Source organism: Tenacibaculum larymnensis, from assembly GCF_028829235.1.
Lineage (GTDB): Bacteria > Bacteroidota > Bacteroidia > Flavobacteriales > Flavobacteriaceae > Polaribacter > Polaribacter larymnensis.
In genome coordinates this window covers 13291-39626 of the sequence record NZ_JAIWJY010000015.1, presented here as the reverse complement: position 1 = coordinate 39626, position 26336 = coordinate 13291, and the positions used below count along the sequence as shown (strand labels likewise).

The following is a 26336-nucleotide window of genomic DNA, read 5'->3' as shown; positions in this document are numbered from 1 at the left end:
AAAAACACACCTATGAAAAAGTACCATATAGCAGAAATCAATGTAGCTCGAATGAAAGGAGTAAATATTGAAGATCCTATTATGAAAGAGTTTGTAGATAATTTAGACCGAGTTAACAATTTGGCTGAAAACAGTGACGGTTTTGTTTGGAGGCTAAAAGACGAGAATAATGACGCTACAAGTTTCAATCCTTATAATGACGAACAGGTAATTATTAATGTTTCTGTTTGGGAATCTATTGAGACTTTGGGTGATTTTGTGTACAAGACTTTTCATACAGATTTCTTGAAAAGAAGAAAAGAATGGTTTCATTCCTACGGAAAGGTGTACACCGCGATGTGGTGGGTACCAGAAGGTGAATACCCTACTATACAAGAAGCTGTTGATAAATTAGATTATCTACAAAAAAACGGTGCTTCAGAAATAGCTTTTGATTTCAGAAATAAAATTCCAATGCCAAAAGAGTAACTAACAACTTAATTCTTAGCTAAACTAGCTAATAATTATACTTCTACATTTTCGTTTATTATTATTCTGATTTAGTTATTATTTTCGGAAGAAGATAACAAACAAGTTAATGTTACTTGAAATCTTAAATATTTTTAATTATATTAAGTAACTAAAAATCAACAAGATGAAAACAAACAAACTAAATCTGTTAACCCTTATCCTAGCTTTTTTAGCTATCGGATTAAATGCTCAAAGTAATGGTGTTTCAAATACTGAAACTTCTATTGCTACAACTGTTAATAATAAGAGTTTGAAATGGCTTCCTGCTCCTGATTTCTTTCCTAATTGTTCTTTTACAATACTTCATGGTGATATATCTAAACCTAATTTAGATTTTTTCTTTAGAATAGAACCTAATACAGAAGTTATATATCATACACATAAATCACCTGAACGAATGATTTTAATTTCAGGAGATTTAGAAGTACAATACCAAGGAGAAAAAGCTACCGTATTAAAAGCGGGATCTTATGCTTATGGTCCTGCAAAAAAACCACATAGAGCTAAATGTTTAAATAATGGTCCTTGTGTTTTATTTATCGCAATGGTAGATCCTTTTGATGCGGTACCTATTAAAGAAGAAAAGTAATACTTGTTATAACAAATAAGAAAAGCAGCAAATAGTATTTGCTGCTTTTCTTATATAAAGCTATAATAAATCACAGCGCTTTTAAGTTTATTTTTGTTTTACCTCACTAGCATGATACACATCATCCTCTGCTTCAAATATCTTAAATTGAACTTCGTAACCTTCTGGAACATAAATAACAATTGGTAATTTCCCATTATACCTTACTGTTTGTGGCTGGCTAGAAATAAATTTTCTTACTATGCTACTTTCAAAACAAGCCATTCGAGTAGATATAACTCCGCCATCAGTTTTGAAATCATAATACGAATACCCCCACCCTTTAAGATCTTTTTTCTCTATACTTCCTACAAGACCGTGCTTATTACAAGTATCTACTTCCATCCATTTTCCAATAACAAATTCTATTTTTTTGTTACTATCATTAGCTGAATGAGGAACTTCTATAACCATTTGTTTAAACCCTTTTTCTGGTTTAGGATATATTGATACATCTACTTTTTTAAAAGAGGTTTGCCCTACAGTCATAGTAGTAATCGTTAAGAATGTTATTAAAAATAATTTGGTGATTTGCCCTGAAATTGTTCTCATAATAAAATAATTTTCCTAGAGCTTTTCAATATGTATGCCAAAGGTTCATCTAACTAAGACTTTTGTATTCATTGTTAAATCATTTACCATTCTTTTAACAACTATTAAAAGTGGTGTTAGAATACAAACACATTCTCTGCTAATTTAAAGCCTTATGCTAAATACCTAGATAATAGTTCTTTTGTTTTATTTGTTGCTACGGTTACCCTTTTGATGCAATTGCTATGAAAGAAAAATACTTGTAATAACATATTATTTTTCTTTCTTCCTTTTTTTACATGCGTTTATGAGTGGCTCGACTAGAATCATGTACGACGTCACCACTACGAACAGAAGATATGCTATTCCAATTAAGGTATATAGAGTTCTCATGTAATCATTTTTAGTAACCTACATTAAAGTTACTAAATATTTAATAAAGAGTTTCTTACTAAAAGTTTCAACGTTGATTTTTGCCTTTTTAATAGAAAATTGTTTGTTTACATTCAAAACCAGCTTTATTCCTTCTTAGGGAAAGCTCAGCGTGACGCGCTGATAGTTCCGTTGCCTTGAGGAAAGACCAGCGAAGCTCGCTGACGGTTCCGTTGCCTTGAGGAAAGCTCAGCGAAGCTCGCTGACGGTTTCGTTTCCTTGAGGAAAGCTCAGCGAAGCTCGCTGATGGTTTCGTTGCCTTGAGGAAAGACCAGCGAAGCTCGCTGACGGTTTCGTTTACTTGGATTTTCTATCCAAACTCCTTTGGGAAAGAAAAAATGTAAAAAATTGCTGAATCAACATATGTAAAGGCATTGTAACTACTCCCCTTTTAATTTTGCTGTTTTCTTAAACAATAATAGTATGACTTTAATAGACAACCTTGAGTGGCGATACGCTACTAAAAAATTTGATGCTTCTAAAAAAGTTTCAGCACAACAGATAGAACTTTTAAAAAGAGCTATTCAATTAGCTCCTTCTTCTTATGGTCTTCAACTATATACCGTTTTGATTATAGAAGACAGTATAATAAAAGAACAAATGGACTTCTAACCAAGTTTACATTGCTTTGGGCAATTTGCTTAATGCTTGCTCTGAACTTAAAATAGATGCTTGTCCTATGGAGGGTTTTGACGCCGAAGCTTATAACAAAATATTGGACTTGAATAAGTTAGGTTTAAATGCTGCTGTAGTTGCTCCTGTTGGTTATCGCTCTGAAGAAGATAGCTCTCAACACACTTACAAAGTGAGAAAACCTATAGAGAGCCTTTTTATAGAGTATAAGTAATTACCATACATGAAATATCATAGTATAACCGTACATTTTTTGTACGGTTTTTTATTTTGTTTTATATTGGGTGCTTGAAACAAGAAAAATAAAAATTGCTACCATTTCCTTTTTTTGATTTCCTATACAAGGAATATAGCAACAGAATAAAAAACAATAAAAATGCTCTTATACCTCCTTTTTGGTTGTATAACGACGTATTTTATGCGTATATAAACAAGTTATAGGCAATTTGAAAACCAACTAAAAAAGAAGCTGAATGGGAATATTTGACTTTTTAAAACCAAAAAAGATAGAAAAACAGATAGATATAAATACTTATCTATTACATGAGTTAAAAAAAAGCATTGAAGAAAAAGGAAATTCAGTAGAGTTTTCAACTCAATATGCTGCTATAATAGTTAATTCGGAGATTGAAATAGCAACAGCAATTATGCCTGGAGATTTTCATCCTTCTTTGTTACCTTTATTAGTAATAACTATTAACAAAGAGTATTTTCCTAATGGAATTGAATCTAGTATAGTAGGATTAGGAAATACTGCTGAGCAAAAAGTTAAATCTGCTATAGAAAATTATTTATCTAACATATTTCTTCCTATTATAGATAGCTTTACAGATAGTCATTTAGAAGAATTTGATTTCAAATCAAACTCGGCAGGTAGAGAAATACTTTGGCATCCAAAAATGAGCGAAAATTCATTTCAAGGAAAATGGATTGAAACTGACACTGAAATAAATTTATATTCAATTGTAGAAAGTCAATTGAAAAACAAGCTTTCTGACAAAAAATTAAACTGGTTGAAACTCTATATTTCTCGTCAACCAGATGGAACAATTTCTGGTGAATGCTTGTTAAATAATGAAGTTTGGGAGGAAGGATATTTTCTCTTAGAAAATTACGCAAAAACCTGGAAAGATAAAGGTGAATTTTTAGGGCACAAACAGTTTATCATGTTTAGAAGATGTGATGCTTTTGATTAAAAACTAGCCATAACAAAACACACCTATAATACTATTTATAAACCTCTTAACACCAAACATTACTCTTATTAGCACTGTTCACAAAGATATGGGAAAGTGTAATGCTAGTGAATTATGTTTCATTCTGGAAAAAGAGAGTAGTTTCTAAAAAACGTAACAATTTAATACTGGATGAGAAAAAGTAAAATTATTAGTTTCAAAAAGTACACCTTCTTCTCTGTAGGAGTGATATTAATATTTATTTCTTGGTTTTCTTTTTTTGCTATGATTTTGCAAACTAAAATGTATTTAAAAAACTGGTATATTGTTTCTTTCTATTTTATACTTTTTTTGAGTTTTTCTGCTATGTTATCTCACCATAATCCTTTATTATCTTATTATAACCCCAAAAGAAATTATTATTAAAAATTTATGTTTTTTCTGGATTCAAAAGACATATCAAATAGATGATATTAAATCTGTTTCTAGAATTCTAAAAAGAACAGCTGAAGGAGGCTGGTATGGCATTGTAATTAATTCAAAAAGTAACCTTAAGGATCATACTTATTATATGGATTCAATAAAACCTAATTTCTGGGAAAAAATAGAAATGGAATTGAATAAAGTAGGTATTAAATTTAAAATTCGAAATTAATAAAGTTTATAACTCAGCATATATAATAGAATAAAGAGCCAATTACTGATATAAAACTAAATTAACGCTAACTAGTTTTTAATAGATAATTGTTGATTTAAATAAATAAAGACAATTTATTGAAACCAATCTGAAGATAGACAGCAATTGTCTCTATCGAAAAATAACTACTACGATTACGTCTTTATCAATAGTATAACCATACATTTTTGTACGGTTTTTTATTTTGTTTTACATTCGCCAACGTATTACGAAAATATTCCATTTGTTATATCTAAACACACGGATAAAAGAAGTTTTTGTTCTTTTATAATAAGGTGTATTACAGTTGTTCTAGATGTAAACAGTGGTATGTTTTTTTGTCACAAGTGATTTGTTTAATTAAACCCCAAAACATGAAAAACTTATTTATTATCCTCCTATCAATTTTTACTTATTCAGCCTCTGCTCAAATTTCCTTTAACACAGGAAATACTCAATTAGATTCTGATTTGAATATCATTAACACCGATGCTAATCTAAACTTTGGAGCTTTTAAGACTCGTTTGAGCATTTCCTATAATGTTTCTGAAGGAAAAATTAAATACATGGGAGGAAGTTTAGGTATGAAGGCAGGAGAAATTTATTTGGCTCTAGAGATATCTAAATTGTCAAGAAGATCGATAGATGATATGATTACCATTTATAGAACACATAAAAATAAAGGTTGGGGATACATAGCAAAGCAAGCAGGAATAAAACCTGGTTCTGCGGAGTTCCACCAATTAAAGAATAATGCTAATTCCAAAAAGAATAAGTCTAAACGAAAAAACAAAGGAAAAGGAAAAAACAAAGGAAGAGGAAAAGGAAAATGGAAATAATGGGCTACAACACCGTTTATAAAATGTAGCTAACAAACCCTAACCCGAAAGTTTGTATATATTTAAAAAAGAATATATGCTTAAATAAAAACGGTTTTCTAATAAGATTATAATATAGAAACTCCCGCTTAAGCGGGAGTTTCTATATTATAAAATACGTAAAGACAATCTATTGAAATAAATCTGAAGATAAATAACGATCGCCTCTATCACAAATAATAGCTACAATCACTCCTTTGTCAATCGTTTTGGCTATTTCTAAGGCTGCATGTACCGCTCCTCCACTACTCATTCCTGCAAAAACACCTTCTTCTTGTGCTAGCTTTCTGGTCATGTTTTTAGCATCGTTTTCATCTAGCTCTACCACTTGATCTACCTTACTTTTGTTAAAGAATTTTGGTTGGTATTCTGGCGACCACTTACGAATTCCTGGTATTCTAGCTCCATCTTTAGGCTGTGCCCCTACAATTTGTACCTCTGGGTTTTGTTCTTTTAAATAAGTAGACACTCCCATTATAGTACCTGTAGTTCCCATCGCCGATACAAAATGAGTTACTTCCCCTTCAGTGTCATTCCAAATTTCTGGACCTGTAGTTTTATAATGTGCTTTCCAGTTATCAGTGTTTTCAAACTGATTTAGCATAAAATAGCCTTTTTTATAGCGTAGTTCTAAGGCTACATCTCTAGAACCTTCAATACCTTTTTCTGCATCCGTTAAAATCACCTCAGCTCCGTAAGCACGCATGGTTTTTACACGTTCTTCTGTAGAGTTTTCTGGCATAACCAATACCATATTTACTCCTAATACTTTTGCCATGAGTGCTAACGCAATTCCTGTGTTTCCACTAGTTGCTTCTACTAAATAATCTCCTTGACGAATATTTTTCCTTTTAATAGCTTCAGCAATCATATTAAACGCTGCTCTATCTTTTACGCTTCCGCCAGGGTTATTTCCTTCTAGTTTTAATAATAGTTTTACGCCTTCTTTTTGAAGAATGTTTGAAACTTCTATTAGTGGCGTATTCCCTATACTATCTATAATTGTTTTAGTTTTCATGGTTAATTTGGTACCTACATCATTTAACATAGGATTTTCTAGTGGTTATTTTATTTTCTGACTCATAGGTTACAATAGATCCTTCGGGTACAGAGGTGGTTACGCAAACATTTGCACCTATTACGCTATCTCTTCCTATTACTACATCGCCTCCTAAGATAGTTGCGTTGGCATAAATGGTTACATTATTTTCAATTGTTGGATGTCTTTTTGTGGATGCTAATTCTTTTTTAACTTGAATTCCTCCTAAAGTAACTCCTTGGTATATTTTTACGTTTTCTTTAATAATGGTGGTTTCTCCAATAACAATTCCTGTTGCATGATCTATAAAAAACGAATCGCCAATTGCTGCTCCTGGATGGATGTCTGTTCCTGTTAACCCATGCGCGTATTCACTCATCATTCTTGGTAAAATAGGAATTTCCATTTTATACAATTCATGACTCAATCGATACACAGCAATCGCATGAAAACCCGGATAGGCTAAATACACTTCTCCTAAGCTTTTACAGGCAGGATCAGTTTTTTCAAATGCCTTGGCATCTAAATCTAACTTTTCTCGTATTCCACAAAATGTTTGTTGGTATACAGCCCATGCTTCTGAAGCATTTTTAATAGCCAAGCCATTTAAAATTTTTATAAACTTCTCTTTTAAATGGTTTGCTTTTTCTTGACATACATCATTAAACAATGCGTAAAATAATTGTTTTGTAAAGTTTTCTACATCATCTTTTAATGATAAATCGTATTGTTTGAATTGCATTTACTAATTTTTTACAAAAATAACTAACTTTCAGGAGCTAGCTCAACTTCAAGTCCTTCTAATTCGGGAGTCATTTGAATCTGGCATCCTAATCGGCTATTTTCTTCTACATGAAATGCTTCTGCTAGCATCGCGTCTTCATCATCGTTCATTTCTGGCAATTCATGATTCGATTTCACATAACATTGACAAGAGGCACACATGGCCATTCCTCCACAGATTCCAATAGTTCCTTCAAGAGCTAATTCGTATGATCGAACTACTTCCATTAAGTTCATTGCCATATCTGTCGGAGCAACTACCTCATGCATTACACCTTCACGGTCTGTTATTTTTATATTGATGTCTTGATTATCCATTTGTAACAATTTCTTAAAGGAATCAGTAGTTAGGTGGCTATTTTAGTTTTGTTGGTGAAGGAGTTTTTACTTAAAACTTGTAATTACAACAAACTTATCCGCTCAGTTCCTAACTACTTTCATCCTAATCCCCAATTATTGAATTGCTTTTACTACCGCTTTTGGTGCTTCTTTTCTTGTTCCGTCGAAACCGTCTACACCGCCAACAGTGGTATACTTCATCACATATTTTTTATCTGGATGGATACGTTGGTAAGCACTTTGACACATTAGTGTTGCTTCATGGAATCCACACAAAATCAATTTTAGTTTCCCTGGATAAGTATTTACATCTCCAATGGCATAGATACCTTCTACATTCGTTTGGTAATCTAAGGCATTGTTTACTTTTATAGCGTTCTTCTCAATTTCTAATCCCCAGTTGGCAATAGGACCTAACTTTGGCGCTAATCCAAATAATGGGATAAAATGATCAGTATCTATCATGTAAGGTTCTTTCCCTTTTTCTTCTACTACAACACCTTTTACATGATTTTCTCCTAATACTGCTTTTACCTCAGCAGGTGTAATTAAGTTTATCTTTCCTAAATTCTTTAACTCTTGAACTTTTTCTACAGAGTCTAACGCTCCTCTAAATTCATTTCTTCGGTGAATTAAGGTTACCGATTTTGCTACATCTGTTAAGAAAATAGACCAATCTAAAGCAGAATCTCCACCCCCAGCAATTACTACATCTTTATCACGATACAGTTCTGGTTCTTTAATCATGTACTCTACTCCTTTGTCTTCAAAATCAGCAATATTTGGAATCGGTGGTTTACGAGGTTCAAAACTTCCCAATCCTCCTGCAATAGCTACCACAGGTGCTTGATGTTTGGTTCCTTTATTGGTGGTTACGATAAACGTTCCGTCGTCTTGTTTTTCGATGGTGTCAGCACGTTCCCCTAAAGTAAATCCAGGTTCAAACTGCTTGATTTGTTCCATCAAGTTCTTTGTTAAATCTCCTGCTAAAATTTCTGGATATGCTGGAATATCGTAAATAGGTTTCTTCGGATAAATTTCTGAACACTGCCCTCCTGGTTGTGGTAAGGCATCAATTAAATGACAACGTAGTTTTAATAACCCTGCTTCAAAAACGGTAAATAACCCTGTAGGACCTGCTCCTATAATTAATATATCTGTTTGTATCATGTTCTCTTTATTTTGTCATTACGAGAATTCCAACAAGTTGGAAGACGAAGTAATCTGTTTATCGACTAACAGATTGCTTCACTTTGTTCGCAATGACGTTACTTTACTAAACTCTCTGTTAGCTTATTTAATGTTTCTACTTTTTGTTCAAAGTTTCCTTTTATGGTTTTTCTGTAACTATTTAAGTTTTGTACTAATTGATTAATATCTTCTGGGATTACTTCCTCAAAAAACTGACGTAATCTCTTAGCGGTTGTTGGTGACTTACCATTGGTTGAAATGGCTACTTTTACATTTCCTTTAGTTACAATTCCACCCATGTAAAAATCACAATACGGTGGATTGTCTGCTACATTCACTAACTTATTTTGACTTCTACAGTCTTTATATACTTGTATATTTACTTCAGGAACATTTGTTGTTGCAATCACTAAATGTTTTCCTTGTAAATAGGTATCATTGTAGCTATCCGTTATCATATTCACCTTACCTTGTTTAGCTACTTCAACGGTTTCTTCTCTAAAGAATGGAGCGACTATGGTTACGATAGCATCAGGACTTGATTTTAATAAAAATCGTAATTTTTCCTCAGCAACAAATCCACCTCCAACAATTAATACCTCTAATTCTTTAGTTTTTAAAAAGATTGGGTACAGGTTATTTCTTTCTTCATTCATTAATACTCATTTTAAATTTATTTAATATTGTTGCCCACCTTTTTAATAGTTCTCTATTTTCTTTTTAAAGAATCTTGTATACTTCCTATTGGTAGGATAACACCTGCTTTTTGTCATATTATTAAATAAAAGAGCTACTACAAAAAGAATTAAAGTTCCTGTTAATACAGGAGATAAAACATACATATATCCTAATGATTTAATTTTTTCAGTTCCAATAACTGCTATTAATGCCGTAGCTCCTCCTGGTGGGTGAAGTGTTTTTGTATACTGCATTGCTATGATAGAAAATGAAACAGCTAGTGGTGCAGAAATCCATACAACACTTGGTACTAAGTTGTATATAGTTACTCCTATTATAGCAGATATTACATGACCTCCTATTAAGTTTCTAGGTTGTGCTAAAGGGCTTTGAATTGCTCCATAAATTAAAACACAAGATGCTCCAAAAGAGCCTATTAAAAAAATATTTTCAATATCTGGTAAGTAGAATGATTGAATAAAAGCAATTATACCTATACCAAAAAAAGCACCGATAAATGACCAAAAGCTTTCTTTAAAATCAAGTAAGGTTTCTTTATAAAGAATATATTTTGTTATTCTAATGCTTCTTTGAATTCTTTGTTTTACCATTACTAAAACTTCTTTATACCACTTCTTTTAAAACGGCTTCTTGTTGCACTTGAAGCAATTGCTGCCTGTGATTTACCACCTCTCCTAACACAATAATAGCAGGGTTACTCAAGTTGTTTTTAGCCACTACTTCTTCTATCGTATCTACAGTACCAATTCCTATTTTTTCTTCAGGAGTTGTTCCATTTTGAATAATTGCTACCGGTAATTCATTCTTTCCTTCTTCTTTAAAAAGATGAATGATTTCTGAGAGTTTCCCCATACCCATTAAAATAACAACCGTTGCACTTGATTTTGCTGCTAAAGCAACATCGTTTGACAATTGGTGCTGTTTTGTAGTTCCTGTTATTACCCAAAAACTTTCTGAGCTTCCTCTTTTTGTTAACGGAATATTCTGATATGCTGGTACTGCTAATGAAGATGAAATTCCCGGTACTACAGCAACTTCTAACCCGTGTTTAGCTGCGTATTCCATTTCTTCTGATCCTCTACCAAAAATAAAAGGGTCACCTCCTTTTAAACGTACTACATGTCCGTGAGAAAATCCTCTTGCAACAATCAACTCATTAATTTGTTCTTGTTGATATCGGTAACATCCTCTGCGCTTTCCTACAAAGATTACTTCTGCACTCGGGTTTACATATTCTAACAATTCGTTATTTACCAACGCATCATACAATACCACATCGGCTTGTTCTAATACTTTGATAGCTTTTAAGGTGATTAAATCAGCATCTCCTGGTCCTGCACCTACTACGGTTAATTTCGGTTGATTTTTCATTGGACTCTCCTTTTTTAACTTTCTACGGCTACTTTTCTGTAGGCATCAATTGTTTTGTAAAATGATGATGCTTCTTCTAAATACTTTTTTGCAAAAGCTTCCGTAGGTTCATTTTTATTGATTTGATAAATCAACTCTGCAAATGAACTTGATAATTCTATTTTATTTGTTGCTACAAACAGTTCATCAAAATTGGTAATGATTCCTGCTTGTGTATTCGTTTTTGCTCCTTCTGCTGTTAACAAGGATTTGGCAGTGTTAACCATAGCCGCATAAGCGTGGTAAATACTATCTGACCATTGTTTACTGTTTAATGCATGCGTTGCATTTTCTAACTTTTCTTCACTTTCAAACAGTAAGGTTGCTACTAGGTCGATTACCACTCCAGCACATTCTCCTACTCCTATCGCTTTTACATAATTTTTATCGTGTCCCCAATCAATAAAGTCGTCTTCTGTTAAATTGGTGGTGTCTGATAATTCTTTTAATAGCTCATAGAAATATGTTTTTCCTTGTCTATCGTAATAGTTTAAGAAGTCTTCATCTGCTTGTTTATGGCTTTCGAAGTCGTTTAATAAGATTCGTAAAGATTCTGGTCCTCTTTTACTTGGTATTTTTATCAACTTATCAGCAAAACGTCCATTTCCTTGTCCTAAAACTCCTCCTCCAACTAATACTTGTAAGGCTGGTGCTAACAACTTTCCTACTTTTATAGACATTCCTTGAAAACCAATATGTGCCATGTTGTGTTGTCCACAAGCATTCATACATCCACTAATTTTAATGGTAATGTCTTTATTATTTACATACTGCGGATATTCTGCTTTTAACACACGCTCTAACTCAGCCGCTATTCCTGTACTGCTGGCAATACCTAAATTACATGTATCGGTTCCAGGACATGCAGTAATGTCATTCAAACTGTTATATCCTGCCTCTGCAAAACCTAACTTATGTAATTCTGTATAGAAAAATGGTAAAAACTCTTCTCTTACGTGACGAATCAAAATATTTTGACGTAGTGTAAAGCGTAACTCATTTGCTCCATATTTCTTGATTAAATCAGCTAACAACCGTGCTTTATCGGTATAAAAGTCTCCTAAATGTACTTTGATACCTATCGCGTATAATCCATCTTGTTTTTGCTTAAAAACATTCGTTGTTTTCCAGTTTTGATACGCTTCTTTATCTTCTATAACTACAGAGGGAACTTCGCTCGTTTCAAAAACTATATCTTGCTCAAAATCGGTAGTATCTATCGGATACGTTTTATACGCTAATGCTGCTCTTTCTTCAGCTACTAATTCTAGAAAAGCATCTACTCCTAAATCTTTTACCAAGAATTTTAGGCGGGCTTTTGCTCTTTTAGCACGTTCTCCATAACGATCGAACACACGTAAAACACCTTCGATAGTTGGTATCAATAAATCTGCTTCTAAAAATTCATAAATTACATCTGCATGACGTGGTTGTGAACCTAATCCTCCAGCTAATAATGCCTTGAATCCTTTTACTTCTTTACCTTCTACTATTTTTGTTTTAGCAATAAATCCTAAATCATGAATAAAACTCAATGCGGTATCCTCTTCTGTTGCAGAAAAAGACATCTTGAACTTCCTTCCCATTTCTTGACAGATGGGATTACGTAAGAAGAATTGGAAAGTAGCGTGTGCATACGGTGTTACATCAAATGGTTCTTTCGGATCGATTCCCGCAGTTTCTGAAGCCGTAACATTTCGTACAGCATTACCACATGCTTCACGCAACGTAATATCATCTTTCTCTAACTGTGCCCATAACTCAGGTGTTCTGTCTAAACTTACATGGTGAATTTGAATATCTTGACGTGTGGTAATATGTAAGCGCCCTCTTGAATATTCATCGGAAACATCTGCTATTCTGTGTAATTGTTCACTTGTAACTTTACCATACGGTAACTTAATACGAATCATTTGTACTCCAAATTGGCGTTGACCGTAAATTCCTCTGGCTAAACGTAAACTTCTAAAACGTTCTTCATCTATTTTTCCTTCGTTAAACAAACGTATTTTACGCTCTAACTCTAGGATATCTTTTTCTACTAAAGGGTTTTCTATTTCTGATCTAAAACTTTGCATCTGTTTTACTAGTTGTTTGCTTATAAAGGCGTTGATATTAGTTATGTAAAAACTCTTGTTTTGCTAACAATTGTTCTTCGGTTTCTACGTGTGCATCATCTGGTACACAACAATCTACCGGGCATACTGCTGCACATTGTGGTTCTTCATGGAATCCTTTACACTCAGTACATTTATCGGGTACTATAAAATAGTATTCGTCTGATACTGGTTCATTATCCTCTTCTGCATTTACCGAAGTTCCATCTAATAAGGTTACATTTCCTTGTAGTGAGGTTCCTTCGTTATACTTCCAGTCACTTGCTCCTTCATAAATGGCTGTATTTGGGCATTCAGGTTCGCAAGCTCCGCAGTTAATGCACTCATCTGTAATGATTATTGCCATAACTTTTTATTATTTACTTGATAAAACCAACTCCTGATGTAGTATTGGTTTTTGGATTGATGATTATAAACGCTCCGTTTGCTTTATTTTCCTCATATGAATCAACAAACAATGGTTTGCTTACTTTTAAACTCACTTCTCCAATTTCGTTTAGTGATAATTGAGATGGAGTTTCTTCTTTTCCAGAAAAATCGGTACGAATTAAAGATGTTAGTGCTGTTATTTTTGCTTGCACATCGTTTACTCCATGTTTGATGTAATATTTCTGAGAAGCTTGTAATGGCGTTTTATCCATCCAACAAATGGTAGCTTCTAACTGTTTTACCACAGAAGGTTCTTCTCCTGTTTTTACCAACATATCTCCTCTACTTACATTTACATCGTCTTCTAAGGTTATGTTTACAGAGCTTCCTCTTTTTGCTCTTGCATATTCTTTATCAAAAAACTGAATACTTTTTATGGTAGATTTTGTTGCTGATGGTAATACCGTTACGCTATCTCCTACCACTAAATCGCCTCCGTACAGTTTTCCTGCATACCCTCTAAAGTCATGGTATTCATCTGTTTTTGGGCGAATAACAGTTTGTACTGGAAAACGTGCTTTTGATACTTCTTGCGTATCTTCAGACCCCAAGTTTTCAAGGTGATTCAATAAAGTTTCTCCTTTATACCAAGGGGTGTTTTCTGAAGACTTCACAACATTATCTCCTTTTAAAGCTGAAAGAGGTATGAATGTGATATTTTGATTTTGATAGTCGCTCTTCTTAGCTAGATATTCTATCTCACCTTTAATCTGATTGAATTTTTCTTCTGAAAAGTCTACCAAATCCATTTTGTTTACAGCTACTATTACATCTTTTACTCTTAATAAATTATTGATAAAGAAATGACGATAGGTTTGCTCTACTACCCCATTTCTTGCATCTACTAAAATGATAGAAGCTTGAGAGTTTGAAGCTCCTGTAACCATGTTCCTAGTATACTCTATATGACCTGGAGTATCAGCTATAATAAAACTGGTTTTAGGTGTTGAAAAATATATGTGAGCTACATCAATAGTAATTCCTTGTTCGCGTTCTGCTACTAATCCGTCAGTGGCTAAAGAAAAGTCTAAGTAATCAAACCCACGTTGTTTACTTTTTTCTTCTATCGCTTCTAATTTATCTTGGGTTAATGATTTTGTATCGTATAAAATTCGCCCTATTAGTGTGCTCTTTCCGTCATCTACACTTCCTGCTGTTGCTATTTTTACTACGTTCATTTTTTATGTTGTTGGCAATAGGCTATTAGCTTTTGGTTTTTAGCTATTAGCTACTTTTGCTTAGTTTATATTATTAAGTTTTATAATGCTAACAGCCAAAGACTAATAGCTAACATCCTTTTTTAAAAATATCCTTGTTGTTTACGTTTCTCCATCGCTGCTTCAGATCGTTTATCATCAATCCTTGCTCCTCTTTCTGAAATGGTTGATTCTCTAATTTCATCTACTACAGTATCTATATCTATTGCATCTGATAAAACCGCTGCCGTACAGCTCATGTCTCCAACGGTTCTAAATCGTACCATACGTTCACGTACTTCTTCTTCTTCTTCTCTATACACCACCTCATCGTTGGCAGACCAAATCAATCCATCTCTAATAAAGGTGGCTCTTTTATGTGCAAAATATATAGATGGTATTTCAATTTGTTCTTGTTGTATATACGACCATACATCTAATTCTGTCCAGTTAGAAATTGGGAAAACACGTACATTTTGACCTAGATCGATTCTTCCATTCAACATATCAAACAACTCTGGACGCTGATTTTTTTCATCCCATTGCCCAAAATCATCTCGTACTGAGAAAATTCGCTCTTTAGCTCTTGCCTTCTCTTCATCTCTACGCGCTCCACCGATACATGCGTCGAAACCAAATTCTTCTATGGCATCTAATAACGTTTCGGTTTGTAACATGTTTCGGCTTGCGTATTTTCCTGTTTCTTCTTTTACTTTACCAGCATCAATATTGTCTTGTACTTCACGTACAATTAACTCAACTCCTAATTCTTTTACCAAACGGTCTCTAAATTCAATCGTTTCAGGAAAATTATGCCCTGTATCAATATGTAATAAAGGGAATGGAATCTTTGCTGGGTAAAATGCTTTTTGAGCAAGTCGCACCAGTGTTATGCTATCTTTGCCCCCCGAAAACAATAACACCGGTTTTTCAAATTGCGCGACTACTTCTCTTAATATGTATATGGCTTCGCTTTCTAAAGCTCCTACTTGTATAGTTTCTGTATTCATAATCATGTTCTTTAAATATGTAAACCACATTCTCTGTTACTTTCTACTTTTGTGGGATCGAAGTACTTAAACTCGTTTGGTAACTGGTTTTCTTCTAAATAAGTATCTAACTCCTCATCTGACCAATGGTAAAATGGACTTACTTTTAATACTCCGTCTTTACTTCTTGAAACAATATCAATACTATCTCTAAAAGCAGTTTGTCCTTTTCTTAAATTCGTAAACCAAACATCTGGTTTGTGTTCATTCATTGCTCTTTTAAAAGGTTCTAATTTTACTTGTTCAGTAAAAACAGCATGTTTTGGATCATCTATTGTTGGTAAACCTAAAGTGATGTTTCTGTGTGCTACTGTTTGTTTAGGTACATACAACTGAATGTTTAACTGTAGTTTTTCAATTAACTCTTCGGCATGTTTATAAGTTTGTGGAGTATTATATCCTGTATCACACCAAATAACATCTATACTGTTTTTTACTGATGCTACTGCGTTTAAAATAGCTCCTTCATAGGGACGAAAGTTTGTAGTTACTACGGCTTTATTTGCTTGTAGTAATGCCCAAACAATAATCTCTTTTGGAGATTTGTTTTTTAACTCTGCGTTTACTGCTTCTAAATTCATTGTTTCTATACTCATTTTTTGCCCCATTTAATACTGTTCCAGACTCTTTCGTGAAAAAAATACAATAGCATTTTTGTTACTAACTCTACAGCTCCAATTGAAAAAGCTGTCTTTACTTGTCCTGTAATTACCCATGATATTAATATTGTATCTATGGTACCAACAACTCTCCAACTTATTGATTTTATAATGCTTCTTATTGGTTTTTCAGAAAGCTTATCTTCTTTATAATTTGCTTTATTTTCTACTACTTGTTCTACAATCATTTTTAAAATACCATTACCCTATAGGAATACTAGGTTTTAAGTCGACAAATATACAGATGCTTTTTAATTCTCCAAGGAGAAATCAAAAAAATATTTGAATTTTACAATTTGTTAATACTACACTAAATCTGCTAGTGTGTTATTACGAAGTACTTGTAGCGTATTATCTCTTACTTGAATCATAAGTTTATGTACTGAGCAAGCTTCTTCATCTGGACAGTCATCACATTTTTCATAATAATTCAAACTAACACATGGTACCATAGCAATAGGTCCTTCTAGTGTTCTTATAACATCAGTCATTCTAATTTCGCTAGCTGGCTTTAACAAATAATAGCCTCCACCTTTTCCTTTTTTAGCTCCTAAAATTCCTGATTTTCGTAAGGTAAGTAATATGCTTTCTAAAAACTTGTGCGAAATATTTTCCTTTTCTGAAATGGTAGCTATTTGTACCATAGTGCCCTTTTCTTGCCTAGCAATAAAAGTAAGCGCTTTAATTCCGTATTTTGTTTTCTTAGAAAGCATATTACAAATATATGCTTTACTTCTTAATTATTTAATGCTTGATTTAAATCATAAATTACATCCTCTACGTTTTCTAATCCCACCGAACATCGTACTAAACCGTCAGTAATTCCTACCTCTAATCGATCTTCTTCACTTAACTTACTATGTGTTGTAGATGCTGGATGCGTTACAATAGTTCTTGTGTCTCCTAAATTTGCTGATAATGAGCATAGTTGAATACTATTCAAGAATTTACGTCCTGCTTCTATACCTCCTTGGATTTCAAAAGCAACAATATTTCCTCCTAGTCGCATTTGTTTTTTAGCTATTTCATACTGTGGATGCGATTTTAAAAATGGATACTTCACCAATTTCACCTTTGGATGTTCTTCTAAAAACTGCGCTACTTTCAAAGCGTTTTCACAATGTTTCTCTACTCTAATCGACAACGTTTCTAAACTCTTAGACAATACCCAAGCATTGAATGGAGACATTGCTGGACCTGTATTTCTTGAAAATAAATAGATTTCTCTAACTAAGTCCTCTTTTCCTACGGTTACGCCTCCTAAAACACGACCTTGACCATCTATGAGTTTTGTAGCTGAGTGAATCACCAAATCGGCTCCGAACTTTATGGGATTTTGTAAATACGGCGTTGCGAAGCAATTGTCTATCACTAATAATAAATTGTGCTTTTTGGCAATACTTCCTAACAATTCCAAATCTAAAATATCTACTGCCGGATTGGTAGGTGTCTCAGCATATAAAATTTTGGTATTTGGTTGAATTAAACTTTCAATAGTATCTACCTCGGTAATTTTAAAATAACTTGTTTCTATATTCCACTTCGGTAAATATTTAGTAAACAAACTATGTGTTGAACCAAAAACAGAGCGACATGATACAATATGATCTCCTGCATTTAATAACGCACCAAAAGTTGAAAACACAGCTGCCATACCTGTTGCAAACGCATATCCTGCTTCAGCACCTTCCATAGCCACTATTTTATCGACAAACTCTGTGGTATTTGGGTTTGAAAATCGACTATATAAATTTCTCTCTTTTTCCTCGGCAAACGAAGCTCTCATATCTTCGGCATCCTCAAATACAAAGCTGGATGTTAGATACAAAGGTGTAGAATGCTCTGAAAATTGTGAACGTTCTGTTTGTGTTCGTATGGCTTGAGTTTCAAAATTTTTGCTCATGTTATTTTTTTAGATGTTTGATCGCTTCGCTATCAGATAAAGGAATCAAGATTTTTGGGTCTCAGTTCTTGTATCTTTTTTTCTCTGCTCTATTTTCTTTGTTCTCTTTTCTAGTTATTATTCTTTGCTAATCGTAAGATGTCTCCAAATACGCCTCTAGCAGTTACTTTAGATCCTGCCCCTGCTCCTTGAATTACGATAGGTTGTGCTCCATATGATTCTGTATAAATTTCAAAAATTGCATCAGAACCTTTTAAGCTTCCTAAAGGAGAACTCTCTGGTACAGAGACTAACTTTACATCCAACTCTCCTTTTGTTTGTTGTAAGTCTCCATGTAAATCTCCAATATATCGAAGCACGTGTTTCTCTTTTTGAGCTTCTTTCTGCTGTTGAAACGTTGGATTTAATTGATCTAGGTTAGATAAAAATTCTTCTGAAGATACTTCTCTAAACGCTTCTGGTATTAAGTTCTCTATCTGAATATCTTCAAATTCATTTTCTAAATCTAGCTCACGAGCTAAAATCAATAGTTTTCTAGCTACATCATTTCCACACAAATCCTCACGAGGGTCTGGTTCTGTAAATCCGCTGTCAATTGCTTCTTGTAATACGTTTGAAAACGGCACTTCTTCCGAAGAAAATTTATTGAACAAGTAACTTAACGAACCTGAAAACACCCCTCTAATTCTCGTGATATTTTCGCCTGAATCGTGTAATAGTTTAATCGTATCTATCAACGGTAACCCTGCACCTACATTGGTTTCGTACAAGTAACTTTTATTGTTTTCCTCTAAGGTTTTACGTAGTTTTTTATAAAAATCGAACGAAACTGTATTGGCTATTTTGTTAGATGAAACCAAATCGAACCCTGCATTGACTAACGGAATGTAATTTTCTATAAAGTCTACGCTTGCTGTATTGTCTACCGCAATTAGGTTTTCTAAATGATGTTCTTTAGCATAATCGATTACTGTATCAACTGTATGCTGGTTATCTGCTGCATTCTCAAGTTCATCCGACCAATTAGTTGCTACTCCATTTTTGGTTAACAACACTTTCTTAGAGTTAGCAATGGCAAAAATATTTAATTGAATTTTACGTCTCTCTAAGATTGATTTCGAACTTTCTAGTATCTGTTCTATCAGTGTTCCTCCTACTAAACCTTTACCAAAAACAGCAATGTTTATCTTTTTAGCAACTCCAAATACTTGACCATGAATTACATTTAACGCCTTATGTAATTGTTCCTTTTTTACCACCAAACTCACATTTTTACCTGTAATTGTATTGTTGAATAATAAAGGAACTATTTGATTCTTAATTAAAGCATTGTATGGATGGTGGAATTCACTTAAATCTTGTCCTATAATTGAGATTACCGCTACTTCTTCTTGAATGGAAATTTGATTGACATCTTTTGTTTGTAAATCATTTTCAAACTCTTGTTCCAAAGCTTTTACCGCTGCTACTGCATTACTTTTATCTACCACTAAACCAATCCCTCGTTCTGAAGATCCTTGCGAAATAATGCTCACGCTAATTCCGTGATTACTCAGAGCTTTAAAAATACGTGCATCCACTCCTACTTTTCCCAACAAGCCTCTTCCTTCGAAGTTTATTAAAGCAACCTTGTCTAATACTGATAAGGATTTGATCCCTTTGGAGGTTGATTTTGCCGTAATCAACGTTCCTTTATCATTTGGGTTAAACGTATTTAATATGCGAAGGTTAATATTCTTTTCTAATAAGGGAATAATGGTTTTTGCATGCAAAATAGTAGCTCCGAAATTGGCTAACTCATTAGCTTCAGAGAAAGATAACTCTTCTATCTTTTTAGCATCAGCTACCAAATCAGGATTTGCGGTAAAAATACCATCAACATGTGTGTAGTTTTGTAACTCTTCCGCATCTAAATAATTGGCTAATAATGATGCTGTGTAATTACTTCCGTTTCTTCCTAATGTTGTAGTTTCATTCTTTAAATTAGATGCTATAAACCCTGCTACAATGTTTACTGTTGTTCCGTTATGTTGCTTGAAATGATTTTTTACATTTTCTTTCGAAACTTCAATTATTGATTGTCCATTCCCTAAGCTTTCATCTGTTTTCAACAAATTTCTAGCATCGGTAGCATTGGCATTGATACCTTTTTGCTGTAACAAATCGGTTACGGTTTTTATAGACAATAACTCGCCTTGTGCCAACACTTCGTCTTTTATTTTTTGACTGTAGTCTCCTAACAAACTAACTCCTTCAAATAGTTTTTCTAGCCTATTGAATTCAGTAGAAAAATCTACTAAAGGTGTTAATTTTGTTTGTTCGTATTTAAAAGCTTCTAGTTGCTCTTTAAAAGCTTCACTTTTAGCTGCTCTTTCTAATAATTCTTCCAACTCATCTGTAGCATTTCCTCTTGCTGAGACTACTACAGCTATATTTTCTCCTTCATTTATTTTTTGCTCTATGATTGATACTACATTTGGTATGCCTTCATTCGACAATGATTTTCCGCCAAACTTTAAAATTTTCATTCTCTTATTTGTTGATTTTTGATTGAATATAGGTTCAATAATTTTTTCTAATTGTTTGTATTCTATTAAGAAAGCATCATGCCCATGATCTGAATTAATTTCATTATAGGTTACATTCGCATGGGCAGATGCCAGTTGTTTGTGTGTTTCTCTGTTTTCTTCCGCGGTAAAAAACAAGTCAGAATCAACTCCAACGATATGAATATCTGCTTCAATGGTTTCTAACACATCTAACCCTTCCCTTCCTTTGGTAACATCGATGGTTTTTAATAACTGATTCATCAATTTATACGACGCTAACTGATAGCGCTCTTGTAATTTTTTTCCGTGATGTAACAACCAGCTTTCTACATTAAAAATCTGTAATTCTTCATTTTTTGAGCGTTGAAAACGTTTTTTAAATGACTCAGGTGTTCTATAACACAACATAGCATGCATACGCGCATCGTGTACCGGATTGCTAGAATTGGTTAAAAACTGTTCTTGTATTTGACAGTTGGCTATTAGCCAATCAGTAGATTTCCAGTCAGTTGCAATCGGAATTAAGTGTTTTGTTATTTGCGGATTCAACACTGCCATTTCCCATGCTATTCCTCCTCCTAAAGAACCTCCTATCAACGCATATAATTGGGTAATATTAAGTTGCTGTAGACCTTGTTGAAAAATGTTTGCAATATCACGTGCTACAAAACTTTTGTAATCATCTATTAAGAAATTATCATAGCCATTTCCTGGAATGTTAAAGCATAAAATAGCATATTCATTGATATCAATAACCTTGTTTTCTCCTACTACATCTTGCCACCAGCCATCATTTCCTGAAACATTACTATTGCCTGTTAACGCATGATTAATTAGCACCACAGGAGCGGTACCCAATGCTTTTCCGAAGGTTTGATAACTCAATGGAATAGTATCGAATTGTGTACCGCTTATTGTGGTATAACTAAGAATATTGATGTGTTGTAAATCACTTTTCATTACCGACTTATTTTTGAGGTATTTTCTAAATGTTATTGGTTTATGCCAATACTTCTTTAGATATTTTGGCAAATGCTTCTTGTAAATCGGTTTTTAAATCTTCTATATTTTCCAAACCAACCGACAAACGGATTAAATCTTTCGTTACTCCCGTGCTTTCTTGTGCTTCATCACTCAATTGTTGATGTGTTGTACTTGCTGGATGTATGATTAAAGATTTGGTATCTCCAATATTTGCTAGTAATGAAAAGAGTTTAGTATTGTCTGCAATGGTTTTAGCGGCTTCATAACCTCCTTTTACACCAAAAGTTACCAATCCGCTTTGCCCTTTTGGTAAGTATTTATCGGCTAAAGTTTTGTATTTATTACCTTCTAATCCTGGATAGTTTACCCAAGCAACTTCTTCTTGTTCTTGCAACCATTTAGCAATAGACAAGGCATTTTCACTGTGTTTTTGAATTCTTACTTCTAAGGTTTCTAATCCTTGAATGATATTAAAAGCATTGGTAGGACTCAAGGCACCTCCAAAGTCACGTAAGCCCTCTAAAATTAACTTAAATGTGTATGATGCAGCTCCTAAGGCTTCGTGATATACTAATCCGTGATATCCTGCTGAAGGTTCTGTAAACTCTGGGAACTTACCATTTGCCCAGTTAAAAGTTCCAGCATCAATAATAGCTCCTCCTAACGAGTTTCCTTGTCCTCCAATATATTTTGTTAACGAGTGAATTACAATATTTGCTCCGTGTTCTATTGGGTTTAATAAAGCAGGAGTTGCCACTGTATTATCCACAATAAAAGGAACTTCAGCCTTTTTTGCATGTGCTGATATCGCTTGTAAGTCTAAAACATCTAACTTCGGATTTCCTAAAGACTCTACAAAGAAAGCTCTTGTATTTTCTTGTACAGCTTCTGCAAAACTATCTGGGTTTGATGCATCAACAAACGTAGTGGTAATGCCTAATCTCGGTAAGGTAACATTCAGCAAATTGTAAGTTCCTCCATACAAACTACTCGAAGCTACAATATGATCTCCTGCTTTTAGTAAGGTTAACAACCCTGTTGAAATAGCTGCCGTACCCGAAGCAAACACTACAGCCCCAATACCGCCTTCTAAAGCTGCTAAACGATCTTGTAAAATTTGATTGGTTGGATTGTTTAATCGGGTGTAAATAAATCCTAATTCTTTTAATGAAAACAGGTTTGCTGCATGTTCTGAATCATTAAAAACATACGAAGTAGTTTGATAAATAGGAACTGCTCTTGTTCCTCCATTTTGTGTTACATCATGTCCTGCGTGCAACGCATTTGTTGCGAATTTTTGTGTACTCATTTTTCTTGTTTTTTGAGTTAATAAAAAATTAAACCAAAAGCCAAAACACATCTACTTTTAGATGTTGCTTACTAGAAAAATGTTATTAAGAAATTATAAGAAGATTCTTGTAGAAATAAAGAAACTTCTTTGGGTTATCTATCCACGAGTTTTTACGCTCTGGTAGAATTTAGCACCTTCTTTGTTTGCACAAAGGGTTGCTAAGGTTTCATAGGGTCTAATCCCTCCACCTTTCTTGATAACATCGTCAATAAGTGTTTGAACTTTTACGAGCACAAATATTCAATTATAAAAATGGATTTTCCAAATTTATTTTGATTTTTATTTAAAAAAATGTTTTGAATTATTTTCAAAACAAAATATTAAAACACTAACAACCAGCATTTTAAATAGTTTTATTTAAACTAAAATATAGCACTTGTTTTTATCTTAAGAACTACAAGATAACATAGAACATCCTACTTTATTTCGAGCCCATTCAGGTCGTTTTGCAAACCATTTTTCATATTTTGGCTGCTCATCGTAAGGATTTTTGAGCAGTAAATATAACTCATTTAACAATACAAAATCATTTTTATTTGCATCATCAATGGCTAATTGCGCCATATAATTTCTGAGTACATATTTAGGGTTTACAGCATTCATTTTTGTTTTTCTTTCTTCATCTGAAACAGTTTCATTTTGTAATCTATCTATATAATTTTGAAACCAGTTTTTCCACGATTTTTTTATTTCGCCTACAACTTCTGAAGACATATAAAATGCTTTTTCTGTTTTTTTGAGTGCCTCCTCTATGGTATCATCTTTTGAAATGCTTGACAACAATCGGAAAAAAATAGTCATGTCTGTTTCTGTTTTTTGAAGTACTTCTTCAAGATTTGAAACTAATATTCCATCTAATTCTTTTGAAGAAAAAAGTCCTAATTTTTCTCGCATCATTTGCATATACTTTTCAGGAAATTTTTCTTGATAGTTTTCTAGAACAGCCTCTAAAGGTTCAGCTTCTTCAATTAAAGGATATAGAGCATTTGCCAACTGATATAAATTCCATAAAACCACCTCTGGTTGCGCACCATATCGATAACGTTTATGGGTATTATCAGTTGTATTTGGCGTCCATCCGTGATCGTAACCTTCTAACCATCCGTAAGGTCCATAATCTATTGTTAAACCTAAAATAGACATGTTATCAGTATTCATTACTCCATGAACAAAACCAACACGTTGCCAATGAATTACCATTTCTAAACTACGCTCTGCCACCTCTTTAAAAAAGGAAACATATGTTTCTTTTGAAAGTTTACCTAAATGAGAATAATGATGTTTAATGGTATAATCAACTAGTGTTTTTAATGTTTTTACATCTCCTCTGGCAGGAAATATTTGGTAACTACCAAAACGTAAAAAAGACTCGGCTGTTCTACAGACAATTGCTCCTTTTTCATACGCAGCGTTTCCGTCATATAGTACATCTCTTAGAACTTGATCTCCTGATAGTGCCAATGATAATGCTCTTGTTGTAGGTACTCCTAAATGATACATAGCTTCGCTACACAAATACTCACGAATAGAGGAACGTAACACTGCTAATCCATCTGCATTTCTCGAATATGGTGTCTCTCCTGCTCCTTTTAACTGTAATGCCCATTTTTTGTTATCATGAACTGCTTCAAACAAATTAATCGCTCTACCGTCTCCTAATTGTCCTGCCCAATGCCCAAATTGATGTCCGCCGTAGCACATGGCATACGGTTGTGTATTTTTATATACATCATTCCCTGTAAAAATGTTCTTGAATTCATCTGAAGCTATTCCTGTTTCTGAAAGCCCTAATTCTTTAGCCATGTCATCTGAAACATGAATTATTTTTGGATTGGACGTTTTTTTAGGTGTTACATACGAAAAACAAGCTTTTGTAACCTGTCTTCGAGTATTTTCTTGAATTGGGTCAGCAGGTAATTCTTGAGTAAAGGTATTTTGTATATTGAATTTCAACACGTTCTATTGTTCTTTTAGTTTGCTTGCGTACAGTTTTTTCAATTTTGCCAGTTTAGGCGAAATAACAACTACACAATACATTTGATCTTTATTCTTTTCATAAAAATCTTGATGACTCTCATCTGCTTTATGAAATATGGATGCTTGGCTTATTTCTGTTACAATTTCATCTTCATAATAAGGTGCCAGCTTTTCTACTACTTTTTTAGCAATTTGTTGTTGTTCTTGTGTATGATAAAAAATTACAGAACGGTATTGAGTTCCTACATCAGCTCCTTGCCTGTTTAACGTTGTTGGATCGTGACTTGTCATGAACATTACCAATAACTCTTCATAACTTATAATATCTGGGTTAAACGTTGCTTGTACTACTTCTGCATGTCCTGTTAAACCTGAACAAATTTCTCTATAGGTTGGTGTTCCTGGTACAGTACCGCCCATGTAACCAGATACTACTTCTTCTACTCCTTTTATTTGATTTAAAACAGCTTCTACACACCAAAAGCAACCGCCACCAACGGTTATTACTTCTAACTTATTATTTGTCATTTCTCTCCTTTCTTTATTCTGTATCTAAAATCATTGAAGCCGAGTTAATGCAATAACGTAATCCGCTAGGTTCTGGTCCGTCAGGAAAAACATGTCCCAAATGCGCATCACATGTATTACACATAACTTCTACTCGTACCATTCCAAAAGTAGTGTCTTTTTCATACTTAATAGCATTTTCTTTTATAGGCTGCGTAAAACTAGGCCAACCAGTACCTGAACTAAATTTAATCGTTGAATCGAACAAAGGTGTACCACAACATACACACTTATATTTTCCCTCATCATACACACTACACAATGCTCCTGAATTTGGTCTTTCTGTTCCCTTTTGCCTAGTAACTCTAAACTGTTCTGGGGTTAAAAGTTCTTGCCATTCTGCTGCTGTTTTTTCCACTCTTTTATCAGGTGTTGGATTACCATTAACTGCAAAATTAATTACATCTTTCCAAGTTAAAATTTTGTCGTTCATCCTGCTCTTTCGTTTTATTTAACTTATTAGTAGTTTCTTTTCTTTGTTACTTACAAAGCTACGATTCATTATTAACTATACTCATTTTAATTTTCATTATCTATAAAAGATATTTTCATCTTTTTTAGTTCTACCTGATTTTTATCATGTTTTATCCTAGCATTTATCTAGAAATTTGGGCTAATGTTAATTAAAAAA

The 26336-nt window shown here is 33.5% G+C and carries 25 protein-coding genes, 1 pseudogene and 1 riboswitch; of the genes and pseudogenes, 5 read left to right on the top strand and 21 right to left on the bottom strand.

All coding sequences use genetic code 11. The annotated features are described in order from the left end of the window. Nucleotides 1-12 precede the first annotated feature (12 nt). Both LCI24_RS16240 and LCI24_RS16235 read left to right on the top strand, forming a co-directional pair. On the top strand, nt 13-468 hold the full coding sequence (locus LCI24_RS16240) for a DUF3291 domain-containing protein (protein WP_274641315.1): 456 nt from the start codon (nt 13-15) through the stop codon (nt 466-468). Nucleotides 469-634: 166 nt separating this feature from the next. After that, the gene (locus tag LCI24_RS16235; RefSeq protein WP_274641314.1) at nt 635-1099 is read left to right on the top strand and encodes a cupin domain-containing protein; all 465 of its coding nucleotides are present in this window, start codon (nt 635-637) and stop codon (nt 1097-1099) included. Nucleotides 1100-1186: 87 nt separating this feature from the next. Here LCI24_RS16235 and LCI24_RS16230 read toward each other — a convergent pair whose 3' ends face one another. Continuing rightward, nucleotides 1187-1690, bottom strand: coding sequence for an ecotin (locus LCI24_RS16230; RefSeq protein WP_274641313.1), 504 nt, complete (start codon nt 1688-1690; stop codon nt 1187-1189). 834 nt (nt 1691-2524) lie between these two features. On the opposite strand from LCI24_RS16230, the pseudogene LCI24_RS16225 reads away from it, so the two are divergent. From LCI24_RS16225 to LCI24_RS16215, 3 genes and pseudogenes are all read left to right on the top strand, one after another. Then, nucleotides 2525-2948 (top strand): annotated as a pseudogene (locus LCI24_RS16225) (NAD(P)H-dependent oxidoreductase). Nucleotides 2949-3207: 259 nt separating this feature from the next. Next, nucleotides 3208-3930 (top strand): DUF6348 family protein, encoded by a 723-nt coding sequence (locus LCI24_RS16220; RefSeq protein WP_274641312.1) that lies wholly within the window; start codon nt 3208-3210, stop codon nt 3928-3930. A 1029-nt stretch (nt 3931-4959) separates the two neighbouring features. Beyond that, complete coding sequence (locus LCI24_RS16215; protein WP_274641311.1) at nt 4960-5424, top strand: hypothetical protein; 465 nt, start codon at nt 4960-4962, stop codon at nt 5422-5424. A gap of 169 nt (nt 5425-5593) precedes the next feature. Here LCI24_RS16215 and cysM read toward each other — a convergent pair whose 3' ends face one another. The 20 genes from cysM to msrB all read right to left on the bottom strand — a co-directional run bounded on the left by cysM (nt 5594) and on the right by msrB (nt 26126). Next, entirely contained in the window at nt 5594-6481 is an 888-nt protein-coding gene (gene cysM / locus LCI24_RS16210; protein WP_099214595.1) for a cysteine synthase CysM, read from the bottom strand. 19 nt (nt 6482-6500) lie between these two features. Beyond that, nucleotides 6501-7244: a serine O-acetyltransferase EpsC gene (gene epsC / locus LCI24_RS16205; RefSeq protein WP_273694171.1), complete on the bottom strand. Its 744-nt coding sequence runs from the start codon at nt 7242-7244 to the stop codon at nt 6501-6503. A 23-nt stretch (nt 7245-7267) separates the two neighbouring features. Continuing rightward, nucleotides 7268-7603 (bottom strand): 2Fe-2S iron-sulfur cluster-binding protein, encoded by a 336-nt coding sequence (locus LCI24_RS16200; RefSeq protein ID WP_274641310.1) that lies wholly within the window; start codon nt 7601-7603, stop codon nt 7268-7270. A 135-nt stretch (nt 7604-7738) separates the two neighbouring features. Next, complete coding sequence (locus LCI24_RS16195; protein WP_274641309.1) at nt 7739-8794, bottom strand: NAD(P)/FAD-dependent oxidoreductase; 1056 nt, start codon at nt 8792-8794, stop codon at nt 7739-7741. 98 nt (nt 8795-8892) lie between these two features. Beyond that, complete coding sequence (locus LCI24_RS16190) at nt 8893-9471, bottom strand: precorrin-2 dehydrogenase/sirohydrochlorin ferrochelatase family protein (protein ID WP_274641308.1); 579 nt, start codon at nt 9469-9471, stop codon at nt 8893-8895. A gap of 42 nt (nt 9472-9513) precedes the next feature. Beyond that, nucleotides 9514-10104 carry an HPP family protein gene (locus tag LCI24_RS16185; protein ID WP_274641307.1) on the bottom strand — a complete coding sequence of 197 codons (591 nt, stop codon included), beginning with the start codon at nt 10102-10104 and terminating at the stop codon, nt 9514-9516. 13 nt (nt 10105-10117) lie between these two features. Next, nucleotides 10118-10885, bottom strand: a complete 768-nt coding sequence (gene cobA, locus LCI24_RS16180) for a uroporphyrinogen-III C-methyltransferase (RefSeq protein ID WP_274641306.1) — start codon at nt 10883-10885, stop codon at nt 10118-10120. A 14-nt stretch (nt 10886-10899) separates the two neighbouring features. Then, nucleotides 10900-13002 (bottom strand): HEPN domain-containing protein, encoded by a 2103-nt coding sequence (locus tag LCI24_RS16175; protein WP_274641305.1) that lies wholly within the window; start codon nt 13000-13002, stop codon nt 10900-10902. Between the two features lie 37 nt (nt 13003-13039). Further along, a complete protein-coding gene (locus LCI24_RS16170; RefSeq protein ID WP_274641304.1) occupies nt 13040-13387 on the bottom strand; it encodes a 4Fe-4S dicluster domain-containing protein in 348 nt (115 codons plus the stop codon). Between the two features lie 13 nt (nt 13388-13400). After that, nucleotides 13401-14648, bottom strand: a complete 1248-nt coding sequence (locus LCI24_RS16165) for a sulfate adenylyltransferase subunit 1 (RefSeq protein ID WP_274641303.1) — start codon at nt 14646-14648, stop codon at nt 13401-13403. Nucleotides 14649-14770: 122 nt separating this feature from the next. After that, nucleotides 14771-15676 (bottom strand): sulfate adenylyltransferase subunit CysD, encoded by a 906-nt coding sequence (gene cysD, locus LCI24_RS16160; protein WP_274641302.1) that lies wholly within the window; start codon nt 15674-15676, stop codon nt 14771-14773. 11 nt (nt 15677-15687) lie between these two features. Further along, nucleotides 15688-16296 carry a phosphoadenosine phosphosulfate reductase domain-containing protein gene (locus LCI24_RS16155; protein ID WP_274641336.1) on the bottom strand — a complete coding sequence of 203 codons (609 nt, stop codon included), beginning with the start codon at nt 16294-16296 and terminating at the stop codon, nt 15688-15690. A gap of 11 nt (nt 16297-16307) precedes the next feature. Then, nucleotides 16308-16562: a DUF2061 domain-containing protein gene (locus LCI24_RS16150; RefSeq protein WP_028891803.1), complete on the bottom strand. Its 255-nt coding sequence runs from the start codon at nt 16560-16562 to the stop codon at nt 16308-16310. Between the two features lie 117 nt (nt 16563-16679). Next, nucleotides 16680-17087 (bottom strand): RrF2 family transcriptional regulator, encoded by a 408-nt coding sequence (locus LCI24_RS16145; RefSeq protein ID WP_028891802.1) that lies wholly within the window; start codon nt 17085-17087, stop codon nt 16680-16682. A gap of 23 nt (nt 17088-17110) precedes the next feature. Then, nucleotides 17111-18277 carry an O-succinylhomoserine sulfhydrylase gene (locus tag LCI24_RS16140; protein ID WP_274641301.1) on the bottom strand — a complete coding sequence of 389 codons (1167 nt, stop codon included), beginning with the start codon at nt 18275-18277 and terminating at the stop codon, nt 17111-17113. Between the two features lie 110 nt (nt 18278-18387). Beyond that, the gene (thrA, locus tag LCI24_RS16135) at nt 18388-21786 is read right to left on the bottom strand and encodes a bifunctional aspartate kinase/homoserine dehydrogenase I (protein WP_274641300.1); all 3399 of its coding nucleotides are present in this window, start codon (nt 21784-21786) and stop codon (nt 18388-18390) included. A 40-nt stretch (nt 21787-21826) separates the two neighbouring features. Next, a complete protein-coding gene (locus LCI24_RS16130) occupies nt 21827-23119 on the bottom strand; it encodes an O-acetylhomoserine aminocarboxypropyltransferase/cysteine synthase family protein (protein WP_124589058.1) in 1293 nt (430 codons plus the stop codon). Nucleotides 23120-23250: 131 nt separating this feature from the next. Further along, a riboswitch (SAM riboswitch) is annotated at nt 23251-23364 on the bottom strand. A gap of 184 nt (nt 23365-23548) precedes the next feature. Continuing rightward, nucleotides 23549-25114 (bottom strand): protein adenylyltransferase SelO, encoded by a 1566-nt coding sequence (locus tag LCI24_RS16125; RefSeq protein WP_274641299.1) that lies wholly within the window; start codon nt 25112-25114, stop codon nt 23549-23551. Between the two features lie 6 nt (nt 25115-25120). Further along, complete coding sequence (msrA, locus tag LCI24_RS16120) at nt 25121-25666, bottom strand: peptide-methionine (S)-S-oxide reductase MsrA (RefSeq protein ID WP_274641298.1); 546 nt, start codon at nt 25664-25666, stop codon at nt 25121-25123. Nucleotides 25667-25679: 13 nt separating this feature from the next. Continuing rightward, a complete protein-coding gene (gene msrB, locus LCI24_RS16115; RefSeq protein ID WP_274641335.1) occupies nt 25680-26126 on the bottom strand; it encodes a peptide-methionine (R)-S-oxide reductase MsrB in 447 nt (148 codons plus the stop codon). Nucleotides 26127-26336: the final 210 nt, after the last annotated feature.